Raw genomic sequence first — 19,635 nt, 5'->3', positions numbered from 1 at the left:
TTGACCGTGAGTTTCCACACCGGCTCCACCAGGCACCTCAGCGTTCCCAGGAGGGCCGATCCGCCGCCTGCCGCCCGTAACGCTCGCGCGCCTGGGCCCAGACGCTCGCCTCGATCGCGCGCTCGTCGGCGAGCGCCTTGAGCGCGGCGATGACGATGGACCGCGCGTCCACTTCGAAGAACTCGCGCAGCGCCGCCCGCGTATCGCTGCGGCCGAAGCCGTCGGTACCGAGCGTGACGTAGCGGCGCGGCACGAAGGCGCGGATCAGCTCGGGCAGCGCGCGCACGTAGTCGCTCGCAGCGATGACCGGCCCCTGCGTGGCCGACAGCTGCTCGGTGACGAAGGCGCCTGGCGTCGTCAGTCCGTGGCGCTGCCGGCGCTCGCTTTCGATGCCGTCGCGATGCAGCTCGCTGTAGCTCGTCGCGCTCCAGACTGCGGCGGCGATGTTCCAGTCGGCTTGCAGCAGGCGCTGGGCTTCGAGCACCTCGGCCATGATCGCGCCAGAACCGAGCAGCTGGACCTGCGCGCCGTTGGCTTCGTTCGTGAGCGGATAGAGGCCGCGCAGGATGCCGTCGCGAACGCCTTCGTGCGCCGGCATCGACGGCTGCGCATAGTTGGCGTTGCCGACAGTCAGGTAATAAAAGCGATCCTGCTGCTCGACGAGCATCTCCTGCATGCCGGCCTCGAGCAGCACGGCGACTTCGTAAGCGAAAGCCGGATCGTAGGCCCGGCAGTTCGGCACGCCCGCGAAGGCCACGTGGCTGCTGCCGTCCTGATGCTGCAGGCCTTCGCCACCGAGCGTCGTGCGGCCCGCGGTGGCTCCGAACAGGAAGCCACGCGCGCGCTGGTCGGCCGCGGCCCAGATCAGATCGCCGATGCGCTGGTAACCGAACATCGAGTAGTAGATGTAGAACGGCAGCATCGGCAGGTCGTGCACGCTGTAGCTCGTCGCGGCGGCGATCCACGACGAAATCGCGGCGGCCTCGGAGATGCCCTCCTCGAGAATCTGGCCGCTTTTTTCCTCGCGGTAATAGAGCATCGAGCCGAGGTCTTCGGGCTCGTACATCTGGCCGAGCGGCGCGTAGATGCCGACCTGGCGGAACAGGCTCGCCATGCCGAAGGTGCGCGCCTCGTCGGCGACGATCGGCACGATGCGCTCGCCGATTTCCTTGTCCTTGAGCAGGCTGCCGAGCATGCGCACGACGGCCATCGTCGTCGACATTTCCTTGCCTTGCGCTTCGAGCGCGAACTTGCCGAAGTCCTGCGCCTTGGGCGGCGCCGGCGTTTGCGTCGAACGGCTGCGACGCCGTGGCAAGGCGCCACCGAGCGCTTCGCGACGCGCTTTCAGATAGCGCAATTCGGCGCTGTCTTCGGCCGGCTTGTAGAACTCCAGATGCTCGACCTGGGTATCGGACAGCGGCAGATCGAAGCGATCGCGGAAGGCCTTGAGGCTGTCGAGTTCGAGCTTCTTCTGCTGGTGCGTGGTCATGCGCCCCTGCCCGGCCGCGCCCATGCCGTAACCCTTCATGGTCTTGGCGAGGATCACGGTCGGCTGGCCCTTGTGCGCGATCGCGGCCGCGTAGGCCGCATGCAGCTTGCGCGCGTCGTGGCCACCGCGTTTCAGGCGGTCGATCTCGGCATCGCTCATGTTCGCGACGAGCGCCGCGAGTTCGGGCGTCTGCGAGAAGAAGCGTTCGCGGTTGTAGGCGCCGTCATTGGCCGAAAACGTCTGGAACTGCCCGTCGACCGTGCCCGCGAACGCGCGCAACAGCTCGCCCTGCGTATCGCGCGCGAACAGCACGTCCCAGTCCGAGCCCCAGAGCACCTTGATCACGTTCCAGCCGGCGCCCGTGAACAGGGCCTCGAGCTCGTCGACGATGCGGCTGTTGCCGCGCACCGGGCCGTCGAGCCGCTGCAGGTTGCAGTTGATGACGAAGGTCAGGTTGTCGAGCCGCTCGCGCGCGGCGAGTGAGAGCGCGCCGATCGATTCGGGCTCGTCCATCTCGCCGTCGCCGAAGAAGCCCCAGACGCGACGGCCCTCGGTCTGCAGCAGGCCGCGGTCCTGCAGGTAGCGCATGAAGCGCGCCTGGAACACCGAGTTGATCGGGCCCAGGCCCATCGAGCCGGTCGGGAACTGCCAGAAATCCGGCATCAGCCACGGATGCGGATAGCTGCAGAGGCCGCGTCCCGAGATTTCGCGCCGATAGTGCTTCAAGTGCTCTTCGTCGAGAAAGCCTTCGAGATACGCACGTGCGTAGACGCCTGGTGAGGAATGCGGCTGGAAATAGACCAGATCGGCCCCGTCCGCATGGCCGGCCGCCTTGAAGAAATGATGAAAGCCGACCTCGAACAGATCGGCCGCCGAGGCATAGCTCGCGATGTGCCCACCGAGCTCGGCCGAGGCCTTGTTCGCGCGCACCACCATCGCGAGCGCGTTCCAGCGGATCGCGGCCATCAGGCGTTCTTCGAGCTTCAGATCGCCCGGATAAGGGCCTTCGTGCTCGACCGCGATGCTGTTGCGATACGGCGTGACGCGCGCGCGCTTGGACTGCACGCCGCGGCCGACGACGTGATCGGCGAGCCGGTCGAACAGGAACTGCGCGCGCTGCTTGCCCTGCGTGCGCACGATCGCGTCGATGGCGTCGAGCCATTCGCGGGTTTCGGTCGGGTCGGCATCGGCAACCGAGCCGCTCGCGGAGAGCACCGTACCGGCACCGGTCGGAAAGTCGTTCGTATCGTTCATATCGCTCGTGAGTGAACGCGCCAGTAAGGGGCCCGATAAGCTACTCCAGGCCACGCAGGATAGGCTTCTGAGTTGGTGGTAAAAACGGTCGCTTCGCAGTGATTTATTCTTCCGCCTCGTTCTTTTCAGGTGGAATCCTCTAATGTCCCGGCCGACCACGCTCGATCACATCGACCTCGCGATCCTCGACCGCCTGCAGGCCGACGCGCGGCTCAGCAACGTCGAACTCGCGAAGGCGGTCAACCTCACGCCGACGCCCTGCTTCAATCGCGTCAAGGCGCTCGAAGCGGCCGGGCTGATCCGCAGCCAGGTCACGCTGCTCGATCCCGAAGTGCTCGGCCTGCGGCTCAACGTGTTCATCCAGGTCAGCCTCGAAAAGCAGCGCGAGGATGCGCTGAGCACTTTCGAGCAGGCGGTGTCGTCGCGGCCCGAAGTCATGGAGTGCTATCTCATGACGGGCGACTCCGACTATCTGCTGCGCGTGGTCGTGGCCGACATTCGCGAACTCGAGAGCTTCATTATGAGAAGCCTGTCGAAGATTCCCGGAATCTCGAATATCCGTTCGAGCATTGCGCTCAAGCAGGTGCGCTACAAGACGGCGCTGCCGCTGCCCGCCAGGGGCTACACGCTGGCACCGGCAGGCGACGCCCGTTGAAGCGGCTCAGCAGTCGTCGTTCTTCTTGACGCCGCGAATGTTCAGGGCGACGAGCCCGAACTGCAGTGCGACGAGTGCCCAGGCCTTGGCGTGCCAACCCCAGGCGACCCAGAGCACGTTGCTGACGAGATAGATCCAGAAGCCCCAGTTGCGCCGGGCCTTGCGTTGCGAAGCGACCAGCCAGGCCGCGAACAGGGTCGCGGCCATCGCCAGCCACTGGAGGGCGTCCCAGGCGATGGCGATCAGCTCGCCGAAACCTGGCGCGACTCGAGCTGCGCGCCTGGAGCGATCACGTCGAGCATCGGTGCGACGCTGGCCTGCGCCGGCTTGCTCGTCGCCACCACCCGGGACAGCGGGCGGAAGCGTGGAAGCATCGCCGCGGTCGGCGGGGCGTCGACCCAGTGGCTGCCGCAGGCGAGGCAGCAATACGGCTGCCCGACGACCCGCTCGCGCCCGCGAAAGCCGGCGGGCAGCACCAGAGGTTCGAGATAAACCGGCACGCGATCGGAATAGCTCAGAGACAGCAGCGATCGGCAGCCGAAGCAGTCCTTGCTCATGGCGCTTCCTGAAAAGACGAGGGTGTCGGGGCGACACGATAGGCTCGGTGTGTGAACCCAAAATGATTCGTGCCGCACCGTCATCGACCGCCCTGTTTCTCGCTGGTGCAGCTTCCGCGAGCCCTACGCCGGAATTTTCCCGATTACGCGAATCGCGGATGAAAAAATGCTCGATGACGGTGCATTTCGGGCGCAGCGGCGTCTCAGGCGCAGACGGCCGGATGGTTCTTGCGGTTCTGCAGCCGGGCCTGGCCGATCTTGCGGACCGGCCTGGAGCGGCGTTTGTCGGCGTAGATCAGCCCGGCGAGGATCAGGCCACAGGCGGCCGTCAGGGCGATCAGCGGAAGGACGAATTCGAGCGCGGAGAACGAGGGCATCGGGCGGAACCAGGATCATGCTGCACTGCAACAGGCTCAGTATCGCCCGCGCTGGGCTGCCAAGCAAACCCGGGGTGTCGGCGAGTCGTCCGTGTTGACGAGGTTTGCCCCGAAGTCGGCCGATAAGCTCGGACCTCGAACTTCTTGGAGGGAGGCTTTTCTATGGACGTGGTCGACTTTCTCAAACAGCTGCCCCAGGCCCTGGTTCCCGAAGAGGCCGCGGATACCCAGTGCGTGCTGCAATTCAATACGTCGAAGCCCACCTACGCGACGATCAAGGACGGCAGCTGCTCGGTCACCGAAGGCTCGGCCAGCGATCCGGACGTGACGATCACGATGGAAGACAAGGACCTCATCGAGCTGCTGCAGGGCAAGCTCAACGGCATGACCGCGTTCATGACCGGCCAGTTGCAGGTCGAAGGCGATCTGATGATGGCGCAGCAGCTGCAGACGATCTTCGATCAGTCCAAGCTCGCCTGAATCCGTCGGGATTTCCCGAGCCGCAAAGCGAAAGCCGGATCGATCGATCCGGCTTTTTTGTTGGACCCGGTTTCTTTCGGCGCCGCAACGGATCAGCGGCGGCGCAGCGCGCTCGTGAGCTTGATGACGCCGTTGATGGCCTTGATCGCCGAGTTCGGCAGGTTTACGGGCTTGGCGAGCATCTGCGCGACCATCTTCTTGTACTTGTCCGAGTACGGCGGAAACATCAGGTTCGGATCGGTGATCGGCGGGCCTTCCTCGACCACGGCGCGCGCGTTCGAGCATTCGAGGAAGCTGAAACGCCCGCCGATGCGCCCGATGCCGCTCGCGTTGACGCCGCCGAACGGCAGGTGCGGATTGGTGCCCGATTGGATCAGGTTGTGATTGACCACGGTGCTGCCCGAGGTCGTGCGCGCGAGAAACCAGTCGATCGCCTCGCGATCCTTCGCGAAGATGTACGAGCCGAGCGGTTTCGGCCGGCTGGCGATTTCGGCGATGACCTCTTCACGCCGGTCGAACGGCAGCACGCAGAGGATGGGCCCGAAGATCTCCTCCTGCATGATGCGCATCTGCGGCGTGAGATCGGTCAGAACGGTCGGTGAAATGAACAGATCGTCCGCGTCCGTTTCGCCGCCGAAGGCCAGTGTCGCTCCCTTTTCGAGCGCATCGTCGAGCAGGCTCTTGATGCGATCGAAATGCCGGCGATTGACGATGCGCGGCAGGTCCGGCGAGTGGCGGAAGCCGCGGCCGTCGGCGTCGTACATCGCGCGCATCGCGCCGCCGAGCTGCTCGACGAACTCCGCCTGCACGCTGCGGTGCACGAGCGCGTAGTCCGGAGCGAGGCAAACCTGCCCGCAATTGGCGACGCGGCCCCAGGCGATCTTGCGGCCTGCGTCGGCCAGGTCGGCGCTCGCATCGACGATGACCGGATTCTTGCCACCCATTTCGAGCGTGACGGAAGCGAAATGCTCGGCCGCGGCGCGCATCACCAAGCGCCCGACCGCGTGGCCGCCGATGAAGAAGATGTGGTTGAACGGCAGCGACAGCAGCTCGCCCGCGACTTCCGGCCCGCCCTGCACCACCGCGAACTCATCGGGCTCGAAGACGCTGGCGACGATGTCGGCGAGCACCTGCGCCGATTGCGGCGCTAGCTCCGAAGGCTTCAGCAGCATGCTGTTGCCGGCCGCGATCGCGCCCATCAGCGGAACCAGGCCGATCGCGATCGGCGCGTTCCAGGTCGCCAGGTTGAGCACCACGCCCTTGGCCTCGTACTGCACGTAGCAGCGCTTGCCGAGCGTCATGATCGTGCCCTGCACGTCCTGGCGCTGCATCCAGGATTCGAGATTGCGCGCGATGAACTCGGCTTCCGACGTCACCATGAGCAACTGCGCGTCGATGTCGGTATCGCAAAGCCGCAGCTCCTTGCGGCCCGCCTCGAGGATCGCGGGCCGCGCGTCGAGCACGGCCTTGGCGAGCTTGCGCAGCTTGTCGGCGCGAATCGCAGCCGGGCTGCGCGCAAGCAGGGGCGCCTTGGTCTTGAGCCGGGCGAACAGCGTGCCGAGTTCGCTGTCGGTCGTTTTTTCGAATGCGGGAGCGGCAGCGTTCACGGTGATCTCCGGCTCGCTCAGGCGCCCTTGCCCAAGGGCTTGTAGGCGGGAATCTTGAAGGTCATTCGCATCATGCTTTCGAGCTGGCTGTCGGACATCAGCCGGCGCATGAGGCCCATCGGCTTGACGTCCTTGCCGAGATATTCCATCGGCGCCCACTTCTTCTTGTCGAGAATCTTCAGCGTGCCGTCGAGCGCCTGCTCGGGCGAGCTGCCGGTTTTCTCGAGCATGTCGGGCAGCACCTGCGTGACGACCTTCCGCAGATAAGGGTCGTAGACCTCGCGCACGGCCGCGGGCTGCTCGCCCCAGGTGCGCTGGGTGTTCGCATGCGAGTTCGCGGACATCGCCGTCAGCACGCCGCCCGGAATGATCGACGTCACCTGGATGCCGAACGGTGCGAGCTCGTGACGCAGGGTCAGCGTCATGCCGTGGATCGCGTGCTTGCTCATGTTGTAGGCGCCCGCCCCGACCGGATTTGCGAGAATCGCGCCCGAGCTGTAATTGGCGATGCGCGAGCCCGGCGCGTTGCGGCGAACCAGCGGCAGAAACGCCTGGATCACGCGCAGCTGCCCGAACATGTTGATGTTGAACAGGCGCTCCACGTCGGCAAACTTCGCGCCTTCGAGCACGCCGACGCCGACGTTGGCGACACCGGCCACGTTCATGAGCAGATCGAGTCCCTTGCCGGCCAGCGCATCGGTGACCACCTTCGCGCTCGCCGTCACCGATTCGCCGTTCGACACGTCCTGGTCGACGACAACGATATTGCCGCCAGTGACGAGATCGGTCGGCGCACCAGGCAGAACGCCCGCGAACACGCGCCATCCGCGCTTCGATAGCGCCTTCACGAGCAGGTTCGCCTGCCCGACGTTGGCGCCCGTGATGAAAGCGGTCTTCTGCGCCGTGCTGTCGTTCTTCGCCATCGTTCTCCCCTGCCCCTGGCTCGTCGTTATCGTTTCGTTGCGTGCAGTGCGGATCAGTGACCGCCGCGCGCGGCCGCGTCCGGACTGAACTGCGCAGGCGTCAGCGGTATGTTGATCTTCCACCAGTCCTTGCCGCGCTCATTGACGAGATAGCCGGCCTCGTAAACGCCCGAGGTCAGGTCGTGATAGACCGAGACGCCACGGTGATAGGTCTTGGATTCCGGCGAGTAATGGAAGGTCACGTAATTCGCGCGCCAGAGCTGGCCGCGGCTGTCGTAGGCATCGGCCCAGTTGACGAGCCAGGTGTCTTCGTCGGCGTAAAGCTCGCGCTTGCTGTAGATGTGGCGAACGCCCTGCTTGAGCGTGCCCTCGATCACCCAGACGCGATGCAGCTCGTAGCGCACGTAGTCGCCGTTGATCGTGTTGGGCTTGACGAGATCGGCGTACTTCACCGACGGATCGTTGATCTTGAAGTTGTTGTACGGAACGTAGAACTCCTTCTTGCCGACGAGCTTCCAGGTGTAGCGCTCGGGCGATCCATTGAAGCCGTAGTCGTCGTCGACCGTGCGCAGTCCCGCGGGCGGAACCGGATAGTCGAAACCCACTTCGGGCGCCTGGCGCACGCGTCGGATACCGGGCTGGTACTGCCAGCTCTGCGTCGCGTCGGCCGAGAAATCATTCGGCTGATAGCCGACCGCGACGAAGCCCTTCTGCCGCTCGGGCAACTGGAAGCCCTGGTAGAAGTAGGCGTTGACCTTCTCCTGGAAGCTCTTGGGCTTGCCGGGCTGGTTGCCGATGTTCATGGTCATGAACTTGGCGCGGCCCCAGGCGATGTTGCCGTCGGCATAGACGTCGGCGATGTCGCAGACCGCGGTTTCGGTCCATGGGCGAATCGAGTTGACGACGTTCCACATCGCCTCGATGCCGCTCTGCGGGAACGGGAACGGAATCGAACCCGTGGTGCCGGTGATGCCCTTGCCCTCGTGGATCACTTCGGCGGTCGTCGCGTTCTTCTTCGCGGTTTCGCATACGCCTTCGCCATAGCCGAAATCACGATGACTCGGATAGACGTTCATCTTGAAGGTCTGCGGATATTTCTTGAGCAGGGCCTTCTGGCCCGCAGTCAGGCTCGCCGCGTACTTGTCCGCGTTCTGCGCGGTGATCGTGAACAGCGGCTTCTCGTCCGCATACGGGCCGGGCTCGTAGCTGTTGCTCTTCTTCACGCCGGGCCAGTTGTCGGTCCACTTGCCCGAATACGCCGGCACGCCGCCCGGTGTGCCAGCCTTCTCGGCGCCCAGACAGGTGTAGGTGGCGCCACCGAGTTCGGCGGCCTTCGCCTCGGGCACTTTGGCCTGCACGATCGAAGCCTGAAGGCTCAAGCCGCTTGCGATCAGGCCGGCCAGGAATGCGTTGCGATTCATTATGGTTTTCCTCCTGCACGGTTCTGCGAGGATGCTGCGCGCCGGCTTCGCCCCGCGCCTCATCCATATCGACGAGCGCAAACGGACGAGCCTTGCCGTCTTTTCAGCGATAGTCTTCGAGCAGCTCGAGTGCCACGCGGGTTTCGTCGGCGGCGCGGCTCTCGATGTCGTTGACGACGAATTTCTCGAACTGTCCGCCGACGACGGGAATCTTCGCCTCGATGCACCAGTCGAGCGTGACGATGCAGCCGTCACCGTCTTCGGCGATCGAGGAATCGCAGGACATCTGCAGCGGCATGCCCTTGGTCTCGACTTTCACCACGCCCTTGCGCTCGGCGAGATTCCAGTGCTCTTCGTTGATTACGGTGGTTTCGCCGGCCTTCTTGCCGCCCGGCATCGTCACCGGAACGCGGCGCTCGATGCGAATGCGGAACTGCTGGCCGTCGAAGGCGTGATCGAGGATTTCGTACTTCGGAAGGCCGAGCTTCTCGAGCTTGCGCGCATGGAAATCGCGATCGGTCAGCATGCGCAGCACGGTCGCCGCCGGCGCCGGATAGCGCGTCTTCATCGGATGCTTGGTCATCAATCCTCCGCTATCGCCGCTAGGCGAAGCCTGATCTTTTTGTGCCGTTCCTCTCTCCCGCTTGCGGGAGAGAGTCCCTCGCGCAGCGAGGGGAGAGAGGGTTCTTATGAGTGAGGGAGCACGCTTTCGGGCCTTCCCTCTCCCGGCGCTACGCGCCACCCTCTCCTGCAAGCGGGAGAGGGGAAAATCAGCGCCTTCGATTCGCTGTACGTTGACTCACTCTTCGTAGATCTCGAACGCCGACTTCGGCGATCCGCACTCCGGGCAGATCCAGTCGTCCGGCAGATCCTCGAAGCGCGTGCCAGCGGCGATGCCGTGTTCGGGCATGCCGACCGCGTCGTCGTAGATGAAGCCACAGATCACGCAGATCCAGCGCTTCATCTGTGCGTCCGTGGCGGACTTTTCAGCGGCTTCGGCGGTGCTCATCAGGCCGCCTTGCGCTGCGCCTGGCGATTGGTCTTGACCTTGAGCCGGGTGATGCGGCGCGCGTTGTGATGGTTGTAGTCGTAGTCGATCTCGCCGTCGCCGTTGGCGAGCTCCGCATGCGGGAATCGCTTCATAAACTCGGTCAGCATGAGCCCGCCCTGCACGCGCACCAGATAGGTGCCGATGCAGAAATGCGCGCCGGCGCCGAAGACCAGGTTGCCTTCGAGGTTGCGGCGGATGTCGAGCTTGTCCCAGTCCGGATACTTGGCCGGATCGTGCCAGGCCGACGGCAGGTTGATCATCACCGCCTGGCCCTTCTTGATCTGCTGGCCGTGGAAATCCTGGTCCTCGGATGCGAAGCGGAAGAACGGGAACTTGCCGAACGACCCCCAGCGCAGCAGCTCGATGATCGCGTTCTCCATGAGTTCGGGTTGCGCGCGCAGCAGCTGGTACTGATCGGGGTTCGACAGCAGACCGTGGATCACGTAGGTGTGCAGATCGGTGGCCGTATCCGAGCCCGCGGTGATCAGCGCGAGAATGATCGAAACGATGTCGTAGTCGTCGAGCTGGTCGCTGCCGTCGCGTGCGGACACCAGGCTACCGAGGAAATCGGTGCCCGGGCTCTCGGCCGCGCGGCGCTTGGCGATCTCGTCGAGGAAGAACTTGAGCCCCGGCAGCGTGCCGTTGATCGCATCGTCGCGCTGCTTGGCCGGCAGGTTGATGCGCGTGGACTTGACCACGTTGACCGCGAATTCGTGGAAGAACTCCTCCATCTCGGTCGGCACGCCGACCATGCGTGCGATCGAGCGCGCCGGCAGCTTCTCGGCGATCGTCGAGTAGACGTCGAACTCCTCCGCATCGGCCGGGATCGAATCGAAGCATTCCATCACGAGGTCGCGGATCTTGCCGTCGATCTTGCCCATCACCGGACGCGAGAACGCCGGCATCGTGAGCTTGCGCAGCTTCAGGTGATCGCGCGTCGACACCGTGAACAGCGAGTGGTCGAACACGCGGTCGTAGTCGTTCTTGTCGGCTTCGGCCTTGGCCGGCGGCGCATGTTCCCAGACACGATAATTCGGCGTGAAGATGTTGTTCTTGAGCATCTCCGCGCAGTAGTCGTGCGAGTTGACCATCCACATCTGCAAATCCTTGTGGTAGGCCACCGGGAATTCCTTCACGAGCCGCTGCCAGGTCTCGCGCGGCTGGCGGATGAAATCCTTCGAGTACGGATTGAACATGCGGCGATCGATCTCGATCCGGCCACTGGCTGCGGGTGCTGCGGTCATGAAAGCGACTCCTCTTATGATTTCGGCGAACGGCCCGGCGAAGGGCTCGACAAGGTGCGCAGCGAACTCGGCAGCGTCTCGCCACGGCGCGCCGCGATGCCTTCGAGCATCAGGCGCAGGGAATCCAGCCAGTCGCGCGATTCGGCATTGACATAGGTGTCGAGCACCGAGCGCGTGTGCTTGAGCGTTTCGGCCTCGCGCAGGGCGGCGGCCTCGCGCAAAGCCTGATCCATCGGCGTGCCGAGCGCTCGTGCGGACATCACCGAGATGGCGGCCACCGAAGCACCGATCGCGAGCATCGCGGCCGCGTGATGCAGCTGCATGCCTTCGTCGAGACTGAAGCCCTGGCGCGTCATCGCATCGAGAAAGCGCTCGAGAAAATCGAGCTCGATGTCCGGGCCCATCGTGCCTTTCATGAGCTCGTGGACGAGCTGCGGTTCAGCAACGAAGGATTCGTACAGGCTCAGCGCATAGCCGGTCGCGACCTCGGACCAGTGCAGGTCTTCGCGCTCGGGAGCGCGGCGCTTGAGCGTGAGCTCGAAAGCGGCCATGCGCACGAGTTCGTCGCGGCTGCGGATGTGCTTGTAGAGCGTCGGCACCGCGACGCCGAGATGATCGGCGACGCGCTTGAGCGTCACGCCTTCGAGACCGATCTCGATCGCCGCCGCGATGATCGCCTGTGTCGAAACCCGCGGCGGCCGACCGACGCGCGAACCCTTGCGGGGCTCGCCTGCCGGCTTGGAATCGGTGGCCGCTTGGCTGCGCATCGTGTGCTTGGCTTTCGGAGATCGGGGCATGGCTCGTGTCCAAATGAGCTTCGCAAACGGGCGCGCAGCTGTCCTACTCAGCTTGGACTAGCTGGCAACCGCCAGACCCTTGCGACGCTCGTTCCAGAGGAATTCCGCCCGCTGACGAACCCCTTCATTCATCACCGCGAAGCCCGCCCGCAGGCGCCGTCCGAGCACACTACGCACGAGCGGCATGAGCCATCCCTGAAGGCGGAAACAGGATTCGTAGACGCAGCGCGCCTCGTCGAGCGATTCGATGGAATGGGAGCGGCGGCTCGACAGCGCGCCGAGCGGAACCGGCTTCATGCTGTAGGCGAAGCCGCGACCCGCGACGAAATCGGTCATGAACTCGCGCTGCCACTGCGGCCTGGAGAACAGCTGCACATGCAGATCGATGGCATCGCCCGGCTCGAGCGTCGAGCGCGCCTCGATGCAGAAGCGATTCCATTCGGGATAGCGCGGCAGATCGCTGATGACCTCCCAGACCACCGAGGCCGGTGCCGCGATTTCGAGCTTGCGATCGATCAGAAAGGCCATGGTGATCAGACTTCCACCGGTTGAGCGAACTGCTCGCGCACGAGCCTGCGCAGGACTTTACCGAGCTCGTTGTAAGGCAGCTGATCGCGAAACGCGATCGTCTGCGGCACGCGCGAAGACCGAAGCCGGCTCTTGACGAGCGCCTGCAGTTCTTCGGCCTCGGCTCGCGCCCCGGCATGCAGCACCACGGCCGCCGCGACCGCCTCGCCCCATTGCTCGTCGGGCATCGCGACGACGGCCACGTCCGCGACCGCCGGATGCGAAAGCAGCACGTCCTCGATTTCGCCGGGCGAGATGTTCTCGCCTCCGCGAACGATGACGTCGTCGGCCCGGCCATCGAGGAACAGGTAGCCGTCGGCGTCGAGGTAACCGCGATCCCGCGTCGGAAACCAGCCGCCGTCGTCGAGCTGGCTGCCCTGCTGCTGGTATTCGCCCGAGACCTGCGGACCGCGCACGAACACGAGGCCGGCCTGCTCGGGGCCAAGCACCGCGCCCTGCTCGTCGCGTATTTCGATCTCGACCGCCGCGGTCGGCCTGCCGACCGAGGACAGCCGACGACGCAGCGCCGGCTCGCTGGCCGCAATCGCGGCGCGGTGATCGTCGGGACCGAGCACCGTGATCGTCGAACTGGTTTCGGTGAGTCCGTAAGCATTGGTGAAGTTCACGCCGGGCAGCAGGCGCATCGCGCGTTCGATCGTCGTCTGCGGCATCTTGCCTCCGCCGTAGGCGAGCGCACGCAGGCTTTGCAGCGGAACGGGCCTGTCTTGCAACTGCTCGACGATGCGAACCAGCATGGTCGGAACCACAAAGGCGTTGCTGACCTTCTCGCGTTCGACGGCGGTGATCCAGGCGGCAGGCTCGAAGCTTTCGAGCTGCACCATGCGCCGGCAGGCGTAGGTCGAGCTCAGCACCGCCGAAATGCCGGCGATGTGGTACGGCGGCACCGTCACGAGAATCGCGTCGTCTTCGTCCGCGCTCGCGAACTCGACCGTGCCGACGATGTAGCCCATGAGGTTTTCGTGGCGCAGGATCGCGGCTTTGGGCTGGCCGGTGGTTCCGCTCGTGAACAGCTGCACCGCGACGGCGCGCGGATCGTCGCCGGGCTCGATCGCGTCGGCTTCCGGCAAGTCCAAAAAGCTTTCGCGATCGATCACGCGCACGCCATCGATCGCATCGACGAGCGGCGCATGCTCGCGACCGGCGACGATGACGGCCGGCGCGATGCGCTGGATCAGCGCATTGATCTCGGCGCGCGTGAGCCGGTAATTGAGCGGCACGTACGGAATACCCGCGTAGGCCGCGGCGAACAGCGCGACCGCAGCGGCCGGGCTGTTGACGTCGAGCAAGGCCACGCGCTCGGCGCCGCTCTGGCGCAGATACGCGGCCGCCGCGAGCGCCTTGCGCTTGAGCGCTTCGAAGCTCAGCCGATGGCCGCCCGAGACGATGGCGATACGCTCGCCGAAGGCTTCGGCGGACATGTCGAGCAAGGTGGCGATGTTCATGCGGGTCGCTCGATGCGGTGGTTAGTCCGACGACGGCAGCTGCTTGGCCTGCTTGATGTCGAGCGCCTCGCCACCGAGCGAGAGCGTGCCCTTGCCGCCCTTGGTGCACAGCAGTTCCAGCGATTCGTCCGCGTTGACGTAGCGCTTGCCGATCAGCGTCTCGCCCTCGACGGCGCCTGCGGGCGCTTCGCTGGCGGCCGCGTTCGCGGCGAGCATCTCCGCTCCGCCGCATTGCAGCGTGTGTTCTCCGGCCGGCGCTTTCACGACCATCACCTGCACCTCGCTGACCGCACTCTTGTAGCGGCTGCCGGCCTTGAGCAACGTCCCCATTGTGTTCTCCGGATATCGAAATCGGTTGTCTGGAATGGCGTGAATCGCGGCCCGATCAGGCCTGCGCCGCATCGGCGGCCCAGCGGCCGATGCGTTCGAACAGCCGCGCTCGTGCCGCGAACAGGAAATGGCTGTGGCCCGCCTGGTCGAGTACCTGCAGCGTGACGTCGTGGCTGCGCGTGAACGCAGCCGGGATCGCATGCGCGGCTCCGGTCAGATCGAGATCGCCGACGCCGATGAAGGTCGGTACACCGATGCTCGCGCAGGCCCGGGCGACGTTGCCGGGCATCATCGCGAGCATCGCGGGCACCGGCAGCATCGGCGCGAGCGCGCTCTTGAGCGCGGCCATTCCACGCGGATCGGCCTTGGCTCCGGCGAACAGATCGCTCGGCGCCTCGCCGCGCTTCATCGCGCTCGGCACCGCGCCGAACTGCAGGCGCGCAAGGCGCACGAGTTCGTCGTCCTGCAGCGAATCCGGCGTCGCCGAATGCGCCTGCGGAATCAGGTACTGCGGCAGGCCCGCGGTCGAAAAGCCGAGCGCGGCGAGCGCCGCGTGCGTACCGAACTTCGCCTGCTGCAGGCAGGTCAGCAACGCGCCCATCGAATGGCCGACGCCGATGCTGCGCAGATCCGGCAAGGCCGGCAGCTCTTCGACCAGGCTGCCGTCGCGCAGTCCGGCGAGCAGCGCCGAAACCGCGCGCTCGTTCGCGCGAACCAGCAACTCGGGCGTCAGCGCGTAGACGTCATCCGGCCGATCGCTCTCGCCGACCCCGAGCGTATCGACGAGCACCACGAGATAGCCGCGGGAATTCATCTGCGCCGCGAAGCTGAAATCCCCGCCCCCATCGGCGGGCACCAGGTCGAAGAATCGCCGGTTCATGCCGCCACCCGGAACGCAGACGAACACGCTGGCCGGTTCGTGCAGGTGCTCCGGCCAGCAGAGCTCGAGCGCAATCGTCATCGGACGACCGTCTATCTCGACGCCGCTGTCGAGCCTCAGCGTGCGCCGTCTGGCAGACGGTGCCGTGCAGGCCTGCGCCGCGGACGACATCGAATCAGCCGCGCCCGAGGATCGCGCCGGCCATGCCCGAGGACACCAGCACGTGCTCGACCCTGGCGACCTGGTTCACCGCGCTTCCGCGCACCTGGCGCACCATCTCGGCGATGCTGTTCATGCCGTGGATGTAAGCCTCGCCGATGAGTCCGCCATTCGTGTTCACGGGCAGGCGGCCATCGAGCTCGAGATTGCCGGCGGCGACGAAATCGCGCGCCTCGCCGCGCTTGCAGAAGCCGAAGGCTTCGAGCTGCTTGAACACCTGCGGCGTGAACGCGTCGTAGAGCATCGCCGCCTGGATGTCGTCGGGCTTGAAGCCGGTTTGCGCATAGAGTCGCTTGGCCGTGCCTTCGGCCTCGGGCATCAGCGCGAGATCGGCGTCGTGGTAGTAGTTCGAAATGACTTCGACGTTGTACGGAATCGACTGGCAGGCGCCGATGATCTTCACGGCCGGCTGGCGCAGATCGCGTGCGCGTTCGAGCAAGGTGACGAGGATCGCCTGCCCACCGTCGGATTCCTGGCAGCAGTCGTAAAGCCTCAGCACGGGCTCGACGATCCAGCGCGCGTTCTGGTGATCGTCGAGCGTGATCGGCTTGTCGTAGAACCAGGCCTTCGGATTGCGTGCCGCATACTGGCGCTGCACCACCGACACGCGGCCGAAGTCCTCGTTCCTGATGCCGTAACGCTGCATGTAGCGCTGAGCCGCGAGCGATTCCCAGGTTCCGGGCGTCATCGCACCGAACGGTACGCACCAGAGCAATGAGCCGGTGCCGTTGCCTGCGCTGTAGCTGCCGCCGCTCTGGTTCTGGCCGAAGCGATACTGGCTGCGCTCGTTCATCGCGCGCCAGATCAGCACGTTCTTGCAGAGCCCCGCGTTGACGAGCGCCATCGCCTGGTAGATCGTCGCGACCGCAGCCGCGCCGCCGCCCGGAATGCGCGCCGTATACGCAAGATCGCGCACACCGAGGCAGCGCGCGAGCGTGATTTCGTCGCTGTTGTCGAGCGTGAACGTGAGCATGCCGTCGATGTCGCGCGGATCGATGCCGGCGTCGTCGCAAGCCGCTTTCGCGCATTCGGCCGCGAGCTGCAGCTCGCTGCGGCCCGATTCCTTCGAGAACTCGGTGGCACCGATGCCGGCGATCGCGGCCTCAACGAAACCGCGGCTCATCGTTGCTGCTCCCGTGGACGGAACACCGGCACCTTGTGATTGCCCGCGGTCTCGACGAACGCGACCTGCACCGGCAGACCGGCGGTGATGTCTTCGAAGGCGATGCCTTCGACGTTGGAGACGAAGCGGATGCCTTCCTCAAGTTCGATCACGGCGACCGTCGGTGGCTCGCGAAAGCCGTAGGCCGGTGGATGCAGCGGCCGGATCCAGGTATAAACCGTGCCGCGCCCGGACAGCGGCACTTCGCGGCGTTCGAGGCTGTGGCAGTGAGGGCACATCGGCCGCGGCGGAAAGCGGAAGCGCTCGCAGCTGCCGCATTGCTGGCCGAGGAACTGCTCCTGATCGGCCGCATCCCAGAAGAACTTCGCATCGGGCGTGACGATCGGCGCGAGCCGGATGGGTTTGTTCGGCTTGGCTTCGGTTTCGGTGGGAGCGGAGCTCATGCGGCCTTCCTCGGTGGCATGCGCGGCATGCCCGCGAAGCCGATGGCGAATTGTTCTTCGAGCAGCTTGATCTGCGCCTCGTCGTAGCCGAGCTCGGCGAGGATCTGCTGCGTGTGCTCACCGACGATCATCGGCCGGCCCTGGATCACGCCAGGCGTGTCGGACAGATCGACGAGCAGGCCGATCTGGTCGAGCTTGCCGACGTGCGGATGCGCATACGAAGTCACCCAGCGGCGCTGCTGGAACTCCGCGTTCTCGTGCAGCTTGAGCGAGAAATCTTCGGAGACGATCTCGACCGGAACGCCGGCCTTGTCGAGCTTTCCGAACCACTGTTTGGCGTCGTCGGAAGCGAAGCGCCCGGCGAGCGCCGCTGCAAGCTCGGCGTCGTGTCCTGCACGTGACTCTGCCGTCGAGAATCGCGCATCGCCCGCAAGTTCCGCGAGTTTCAGCAAAGCCTCCCAGTGCGCCGGCTTGGCGACGACCAGGCACAGCCAGCCTTTTTTCGTCTCGTACAGGCGATGCCCGGCCGAATAGCCGTACTGCTGGCCATCGATCTTCGGTCTGTCGAAGCCGCTGCCATCGGGCTTTGCGACCGCATACGAGGTGTTGAGCAAGGCCGCGTTGATGATCGAGGTATCGACCATCTGCCCTTCGCCCGTGCGATCGCGATGGTAGAGCGCCTGGATCACGCCGACGGCCGACAGGAATCCGTTTCCGGTGTCGCCGAAGCTCGTGAGGCTCCAGAGCGGTTTGCCGCCATCGTGCATGCCGCCGTCTTCGTATTGAATGCCCGACAGGCAGGCGCCGGTCTGGTCGTTGCCTGGCAGGCCCGCACGCTCGCCGGTTTCGAAGCCGCGCGTGTGGCAATAGATCAGGTCGGGCTTGAGCTTCTTGAGAGACTCGTAATCGATCTTCAGTCGCTCGGCCGCGTCGTAGCGCATGTTGTGATGCACGACATCGGCCTTCGCGAGCAGCTTGTGGAAGATTTCCATCGCACGCGGATCCTTGAGGTTCAGCGTGATGCTGCGCTTGCCGCGGTTCGCCATGTAGGCGATGTGCACGCGGTGCCAGAACATGTCGTAGAGCCCATTGATCTTGATGACCGTGGCGCCGAGATCGCTGAGCAGCTGCGTGCCGAAAGGCCCGGCGATCGCGAGCCCGAGATCGAGCACGACGATGCCTTCGAGCGGCGCCTTGAGCTTGGGATTCTTCGCGGTTTTCGCCGTCAAGGCCTGTGCCTTCGCGGCTTCAGCCTTGACCTGATCGGTGTGCTCGCCGACACGCGGCGCATGCGCGCCGGGTTTGGATGGATTCGCGCTCAGCCGATACGTCTGCCCGACCGTGCGCAGCGGCCCGAGATCGGGATCGGTGGTCTCGACCACGCAGCCGTCGGCGAGAAACAGCGGATCGACCAGCGAGGCCTCGGCCGAGCGCACGTTCTGCATCGTCATCTCGGCCTTGGCGGCCGCTTCGACCCAATCCTTGGCGGGAAACTTGGCGATCGCTTCGGCGAGAATCGGCTGGTAATGCGACATCACGAGCAGTTCCTCGGGCCCGGTGCCGAAGCGATCCGGATCGTTCTGCACGGTCAGGTCCGGCGAGGCGTCGAGCTGGTCCCCGGACGAAGCGCTCAGGATGAAGCGCGGGTTCGGAACCCAGTTGTGGATCCACTCGCCATCGGCCGCACGAAACTGTCCTTTCGGCGCCTTGCTGCCGAGTATCCACGAATCGAATCCGGGCGCGTCGATGTTCTCGGCGCGCATCCAGACGCCGGCCGCACCGGCCATCGCGCCTTGTAGCAGCGAGGTCTCGACATGCTGTCCGCGACCGGTGTGCTCACGCGCACGCAGGGCCGCGTTGATGCCGACGCTCGCCGAGAAGAACGCGCCGAGGCTCGGCCAGTGCGAGGACGGAAACAACGGCCCAGGCCGTGCGGCGCCTTGTACCCAGTCGTAGGGGATATCGAGATCAGGGAAGGGATCGTCACGGCCTGCGAGGTGATTCAAGGCGCCTTCGGGCCAGCCGCGCTGTTCCCATTGCAGGCCCGTGCGCGCGGCGACGAGCGCGTCGTAGGCCGGGCGATCTGCGTCCTGCGTGCCGCGGCCGTAGCCCGTGATCGAGCAATAGACGAGGCGCGGATTGAGCTTGGCGAGCGTCGCGTAATCGATGCCGAGGCGCTCGGTCACGCCCGGCGCATAGCTTTCGACGAGCACGTCGGCGGCTTTGACGAGCGCGAGGAAGCTCTGCTTGTCGGCCTCGTTCTTGAGATCGAGTACGGCACTGCGCTTGCCGCGCTGCCAGACCTTGTAGCCGAGCTGATCGCGAAACGGATCGCCGCCCGGAGGCTCGATCTTGGTGACGTCGGCGCCGTGATCGGCCATCAGCATCGCCGCCATCGGGCCGGCGATGCCCCAGCTCAGGTCGAGAACGCGTATGCCTTGTAGAACTCCGGCCATCGTTGCACCTGCCGTGGTTGGGTGTGTGGTGTGGCAAGACGGCTTGCCAGCGTTGGGGGAAAGTAGTCGGCGGGCGGTGGAGGTGCCTGCTGCAAATGGACGAGCCTGGCTTTGTCTGGTTTGGCTTTGCGGTGAGCCTGCTGAGCTCTGAGAGCTTTTGACCTCGCCGGTCGGGCCTTACTTTCTTTGCTTGTGCAAAGAAAGTAAGCAAAGAAAGCACACCCTGGTGACGCACTTTCGCTACGCGAAAGTCCCCTGCGCTGCTCACGTGCTCGGGGCAAGAGTTTCGACGCGACATC

The 19,635-nt window shown here is 65.2% G+C and carries 20 protein-coding genes; 2 read left to right on the top strand and 18 right to left on the bottom strand.

Features of this window, described 5'->3' with window-relative positions; genetic code table 11:
• Positions 1–37: 37 nt before the first annotated feature.
• Entirely contained in the window at positions 38–2,743 is a 2,706-nt protein-coding gene (gene mdeB, locus AC3WUM_RS18830) for an alpha-ketoglutarate dehydrogenase (RefSeq protein ID WP_492412133.1), read from the bottom strand.
• A 142-nt stretch (positions 2,744–2,885) separates the two neighbouring features.
• On the opposite strand from mdeB, the gene AC3WUM_RS18825 reads away from it, so the two are divergent.
• A complete protein-coding gene (locus tag AC3WUM_RS18825; protein WP_492412131.1) occupies positions 2,886–3,398 on the top strand; it encodes an Lrp/AsnC family transcriptional regulator in 513 nt (170 codons plus the stop codon).
• A gap of 6 nt (positions 3,399–3,404) precedes the next feature.
• Here the strand turns inward: AC3WUM_RS18825 and AC3WUM_RS18820 are convergent, their stop codons facing one another.
• The 3 genes from AC3WUM_RS18820 to AC3WUM_RS18810 all read right to left on the bottom strand — a co-directional run bounded on the left by AC3WUM_RS18820 (position 3,405) and on the right by AC3WUM_RS18810 (position 4,332).
• The gene (locus AC3WUM_RS18820; RefSeq protein ID WP_492412130.1) at positions 3,405–3,605 is read right to left on the bottom strand and encodes a hypothetical protein; all 201 of its coding nucleotides are present in this window, start codon (positions 3,603–3,605) and stop codon (positions 3,405–3,407) included.
• A 35-nt stretch (positions 3,606–3,640) separates the two neighbouring features.
• Positions 3,641–3,955 (bottom strand): hypothetical protein, encoded by a 315-nt coding sequence (locus AC3WUM_RS18815; protein WP_492412128.1) that lies wholly within the window; start codon positions 3,953–3,955, stop codon positions 3,641–3,643.
• Between the two features lie 203 nt (positions 3,956–4,158).
• Positions 4,159–4,332: a hypothetical protein gene (locus tag AC3WUM_RS18810; protein ID WP_492412127.1), complete on the bottom strand. Its 174-nt coding sequence runs from the start codon at positions 4,330–4,332 to the stop codon at positions 4,159–4,161.
• A gap of 162 nt (positions 4,333–4,494) precedes the next feature.
• Between AC3WUM_RS18810 and AC3WUM_RS18805 the strand changes: the two genes are divergently transcribed.
• Positions 4,495–4,812, top strand: coding sequence for an SCP2 sterol-binding domain-containing protein (locus AC3WUM_RS18805; RefSeq protein ID WP_492412125.1), 318 nt, complete (start codon positions 4,495–4,497; stop codon positions 4,810–4,812).
• 92 nt (positions 4,813–4,904) lie between these two features.
• Here the strand turns inward: AC3WUM_RS18805 and AC3WUM_RS18800 are convergent, their stop codons facing one another.
• The 14 genes from AC3WUM_RS18800 to AC3WUM_RS18735 all read right to left on the bottom strand — a co-directional run bounded on the left by AC3WUM_RS18800 (position 4,905) and on the right by AC3WUM_RS18735 (position 19,336).
• A complete protein-coding gene (locus AC3WUM_RS18800) occupies positions 4,905–6,419 on the bottom strand; it encodes an aldehyde dehydrogenase family protein (RefSeq protein WP_492412123.1) in 1,515 nt (504 codons plus the stop codon).
• A 17-nt stretch (positions 6,420–6,436) separates the two neighbouring features.
• The gene (locus tag AC3WUM_RS18795; protein ID WP_492412122.1) at positions 6,437–7,342 is read right to left on the bottom strand and encodes an SDR family NAD(P)-dependent oxidoreductase; all 906 of its coding nucleotides are present in this window, start codon (positions 7,340–7,342) and stop codon (positions 6,437–6,439) included.
• Between the two features lie 53 nt (positions 7,343–7,395).
• Entirely contained in the window at positions 7,396–8,763 is a 1,368-nt protein-coding gene (locus tag AC3WUM_RS18790; protein WP_492412121.1) for a DUF1329 domain-containing protein, read from the bottom strand.
• 103 nt (positions 8,764–8,866) lie between these two features.
• Complete coding sequence (locus AC3WUM_RS18785) at positions 8,867–9,346, bottom strand: DUF2505 domain-containing protein (protein ID WP_411887269.1); 480 nt, start codon at positions 9,344–9,346, stop codon at positions 8,867–8,869.
• Positions 9,347–9,562: 216 nt separating this feature from the next.
• Positions 9,563–9,772, bottom strand: a complete 210-nt coding sequence (locus tag AC3WUM_RS18780) for a rubredoxin (protein ID WP_492412120.1) — start codon at positions 9,770–9,772, stop codon at positions 9,563–9,565.
• Positions 9,772–11,058, bottom strand: a complete 1,287-nt coding sequence (locus AC3WUM_RS18775; protein WP_492412119.1) for a cytochrome P450 — start codon at positions 11,056–11,058, stop codon at positions 9,772–9,774. Before AC3WUM_RS18775 ends, AC3WUM_RS18780 begins: the two co-directional genes overlap by 1 nt.
• A 14-nt stretch (positions 11,059–11,072) precedes the next feature.
• Positions 11,073–11,855, bottom strand: a complete 783-nt coding sequence (locus tag AC3WUM_RS18770; RefSeq protein ID WP_492412117.1) for a TetR/AcrR family transcriptional regulator — start codon at positions 11,853–11,855, stop codon at positions 11,073–11,075.
• A 57-nt stretch (positions 11,856–11,912) separates the two neighbouring features.
• Positions 11,913–12,383 (bottom strand): SRPBCC domain-containing protein, encoded by a 471-nt coding sequence (locus AC3WUM_RS18765; protein ID WP_492412116.1) that lies wholly within the window; start codon positions 12,381–12,383, stop codon positions 11,913–11,915.
• A gap of 5 nt (positions 12,384–12,388) precedes the next feature.
• The gene (locus tag AC3WUM_RS18760) at positions 12,389–13,885 is read right to left on the bottom strand and encodes a class I adenylate-forming enzyme family protein (RefSeq protein WP_492412114.1); all 1,497 of its coding nucleotides are present in this window, start codon (positions 13,883–13,885) and stop codon (positions 12,389–12,391) included.
• Between the two features lie 21 nt (positions 13,886–13,906).
• A complete protein-coding gene (locus AC3WUM_RS18755; protein WP_492412113.1) occupies positions 13,907–14,215 on the bottom strand; it encodes a hypothetical protein in 309 nt (102 codons plus the stop codon).
• A 55-nt stretch (positions 14,216–14,270) separates the two neighbouring features.
• The gene (locus AC3WUM_RS18750) at positions 14,271–15,266 is read right to left on the bottom strand and encodes an alpha/beta fold hydrolase (RefSeq protein ID WP_492412111.1); all 996 of its coding nucleotides are present in this window, start codon (positions 15,264–15,266) and stop codon (positions 14,271–14,273) included.
• A gap of 4 nt (positions 15,267–15,270) precedes the next feature.
• Positions 15,271–16,437: a thiolase C-terminal domain-containing protein gene (locus AC3WUM_RS18745; RefSeq protein ID WP_492412109.1), complete on the bottom strand. Its 1,167-nt coding sequence runs from the start codon at positions 16,435–16,437 to the stop codon at positions 15,271–15,273.
• Entirely contained in the window at positions 16,434–16,880 is a 447-nt protein-coding gene (locus AC3WUM_RS18740; RefSeq protein ID WP_492412108.1) for a Zn-ribbon domain-containing OB-fold protein, read from the bottom strand. The genes AC3WUM_RS18745 and AC3WUM_RS18740 overlap by 4 nt, the downstream gene beginning before the upstream one ends.
• The gene (locus AC3WUM_RS18735) at positions 16,877–19,336 is read right to left on the bottom strand and encodes a CaiB/BaiF CoA transferase family protein (RefSeq protein ID WP_492412106.1); all 2,460 of its coding nucleotides are present in this window, start codon (positions 19,334–19,336) and stop codon (positions 16,877–16,879) included. Before AC3WUM_RS18735 ends, AC3WUM_RS18740 begins: the two co-directional genes overlap by 4 nt.
• Between the last annotated feature and the right edge of the window lie 299 nt (positions 19,337–19,635).

It is taken from the genome of Hydrocarboniphaga sp. FW305-C-57 (assembly GCF_058783045.1).
This window is presented reverse-complemented; position numbering and strand designations above follow the sequence as displayed.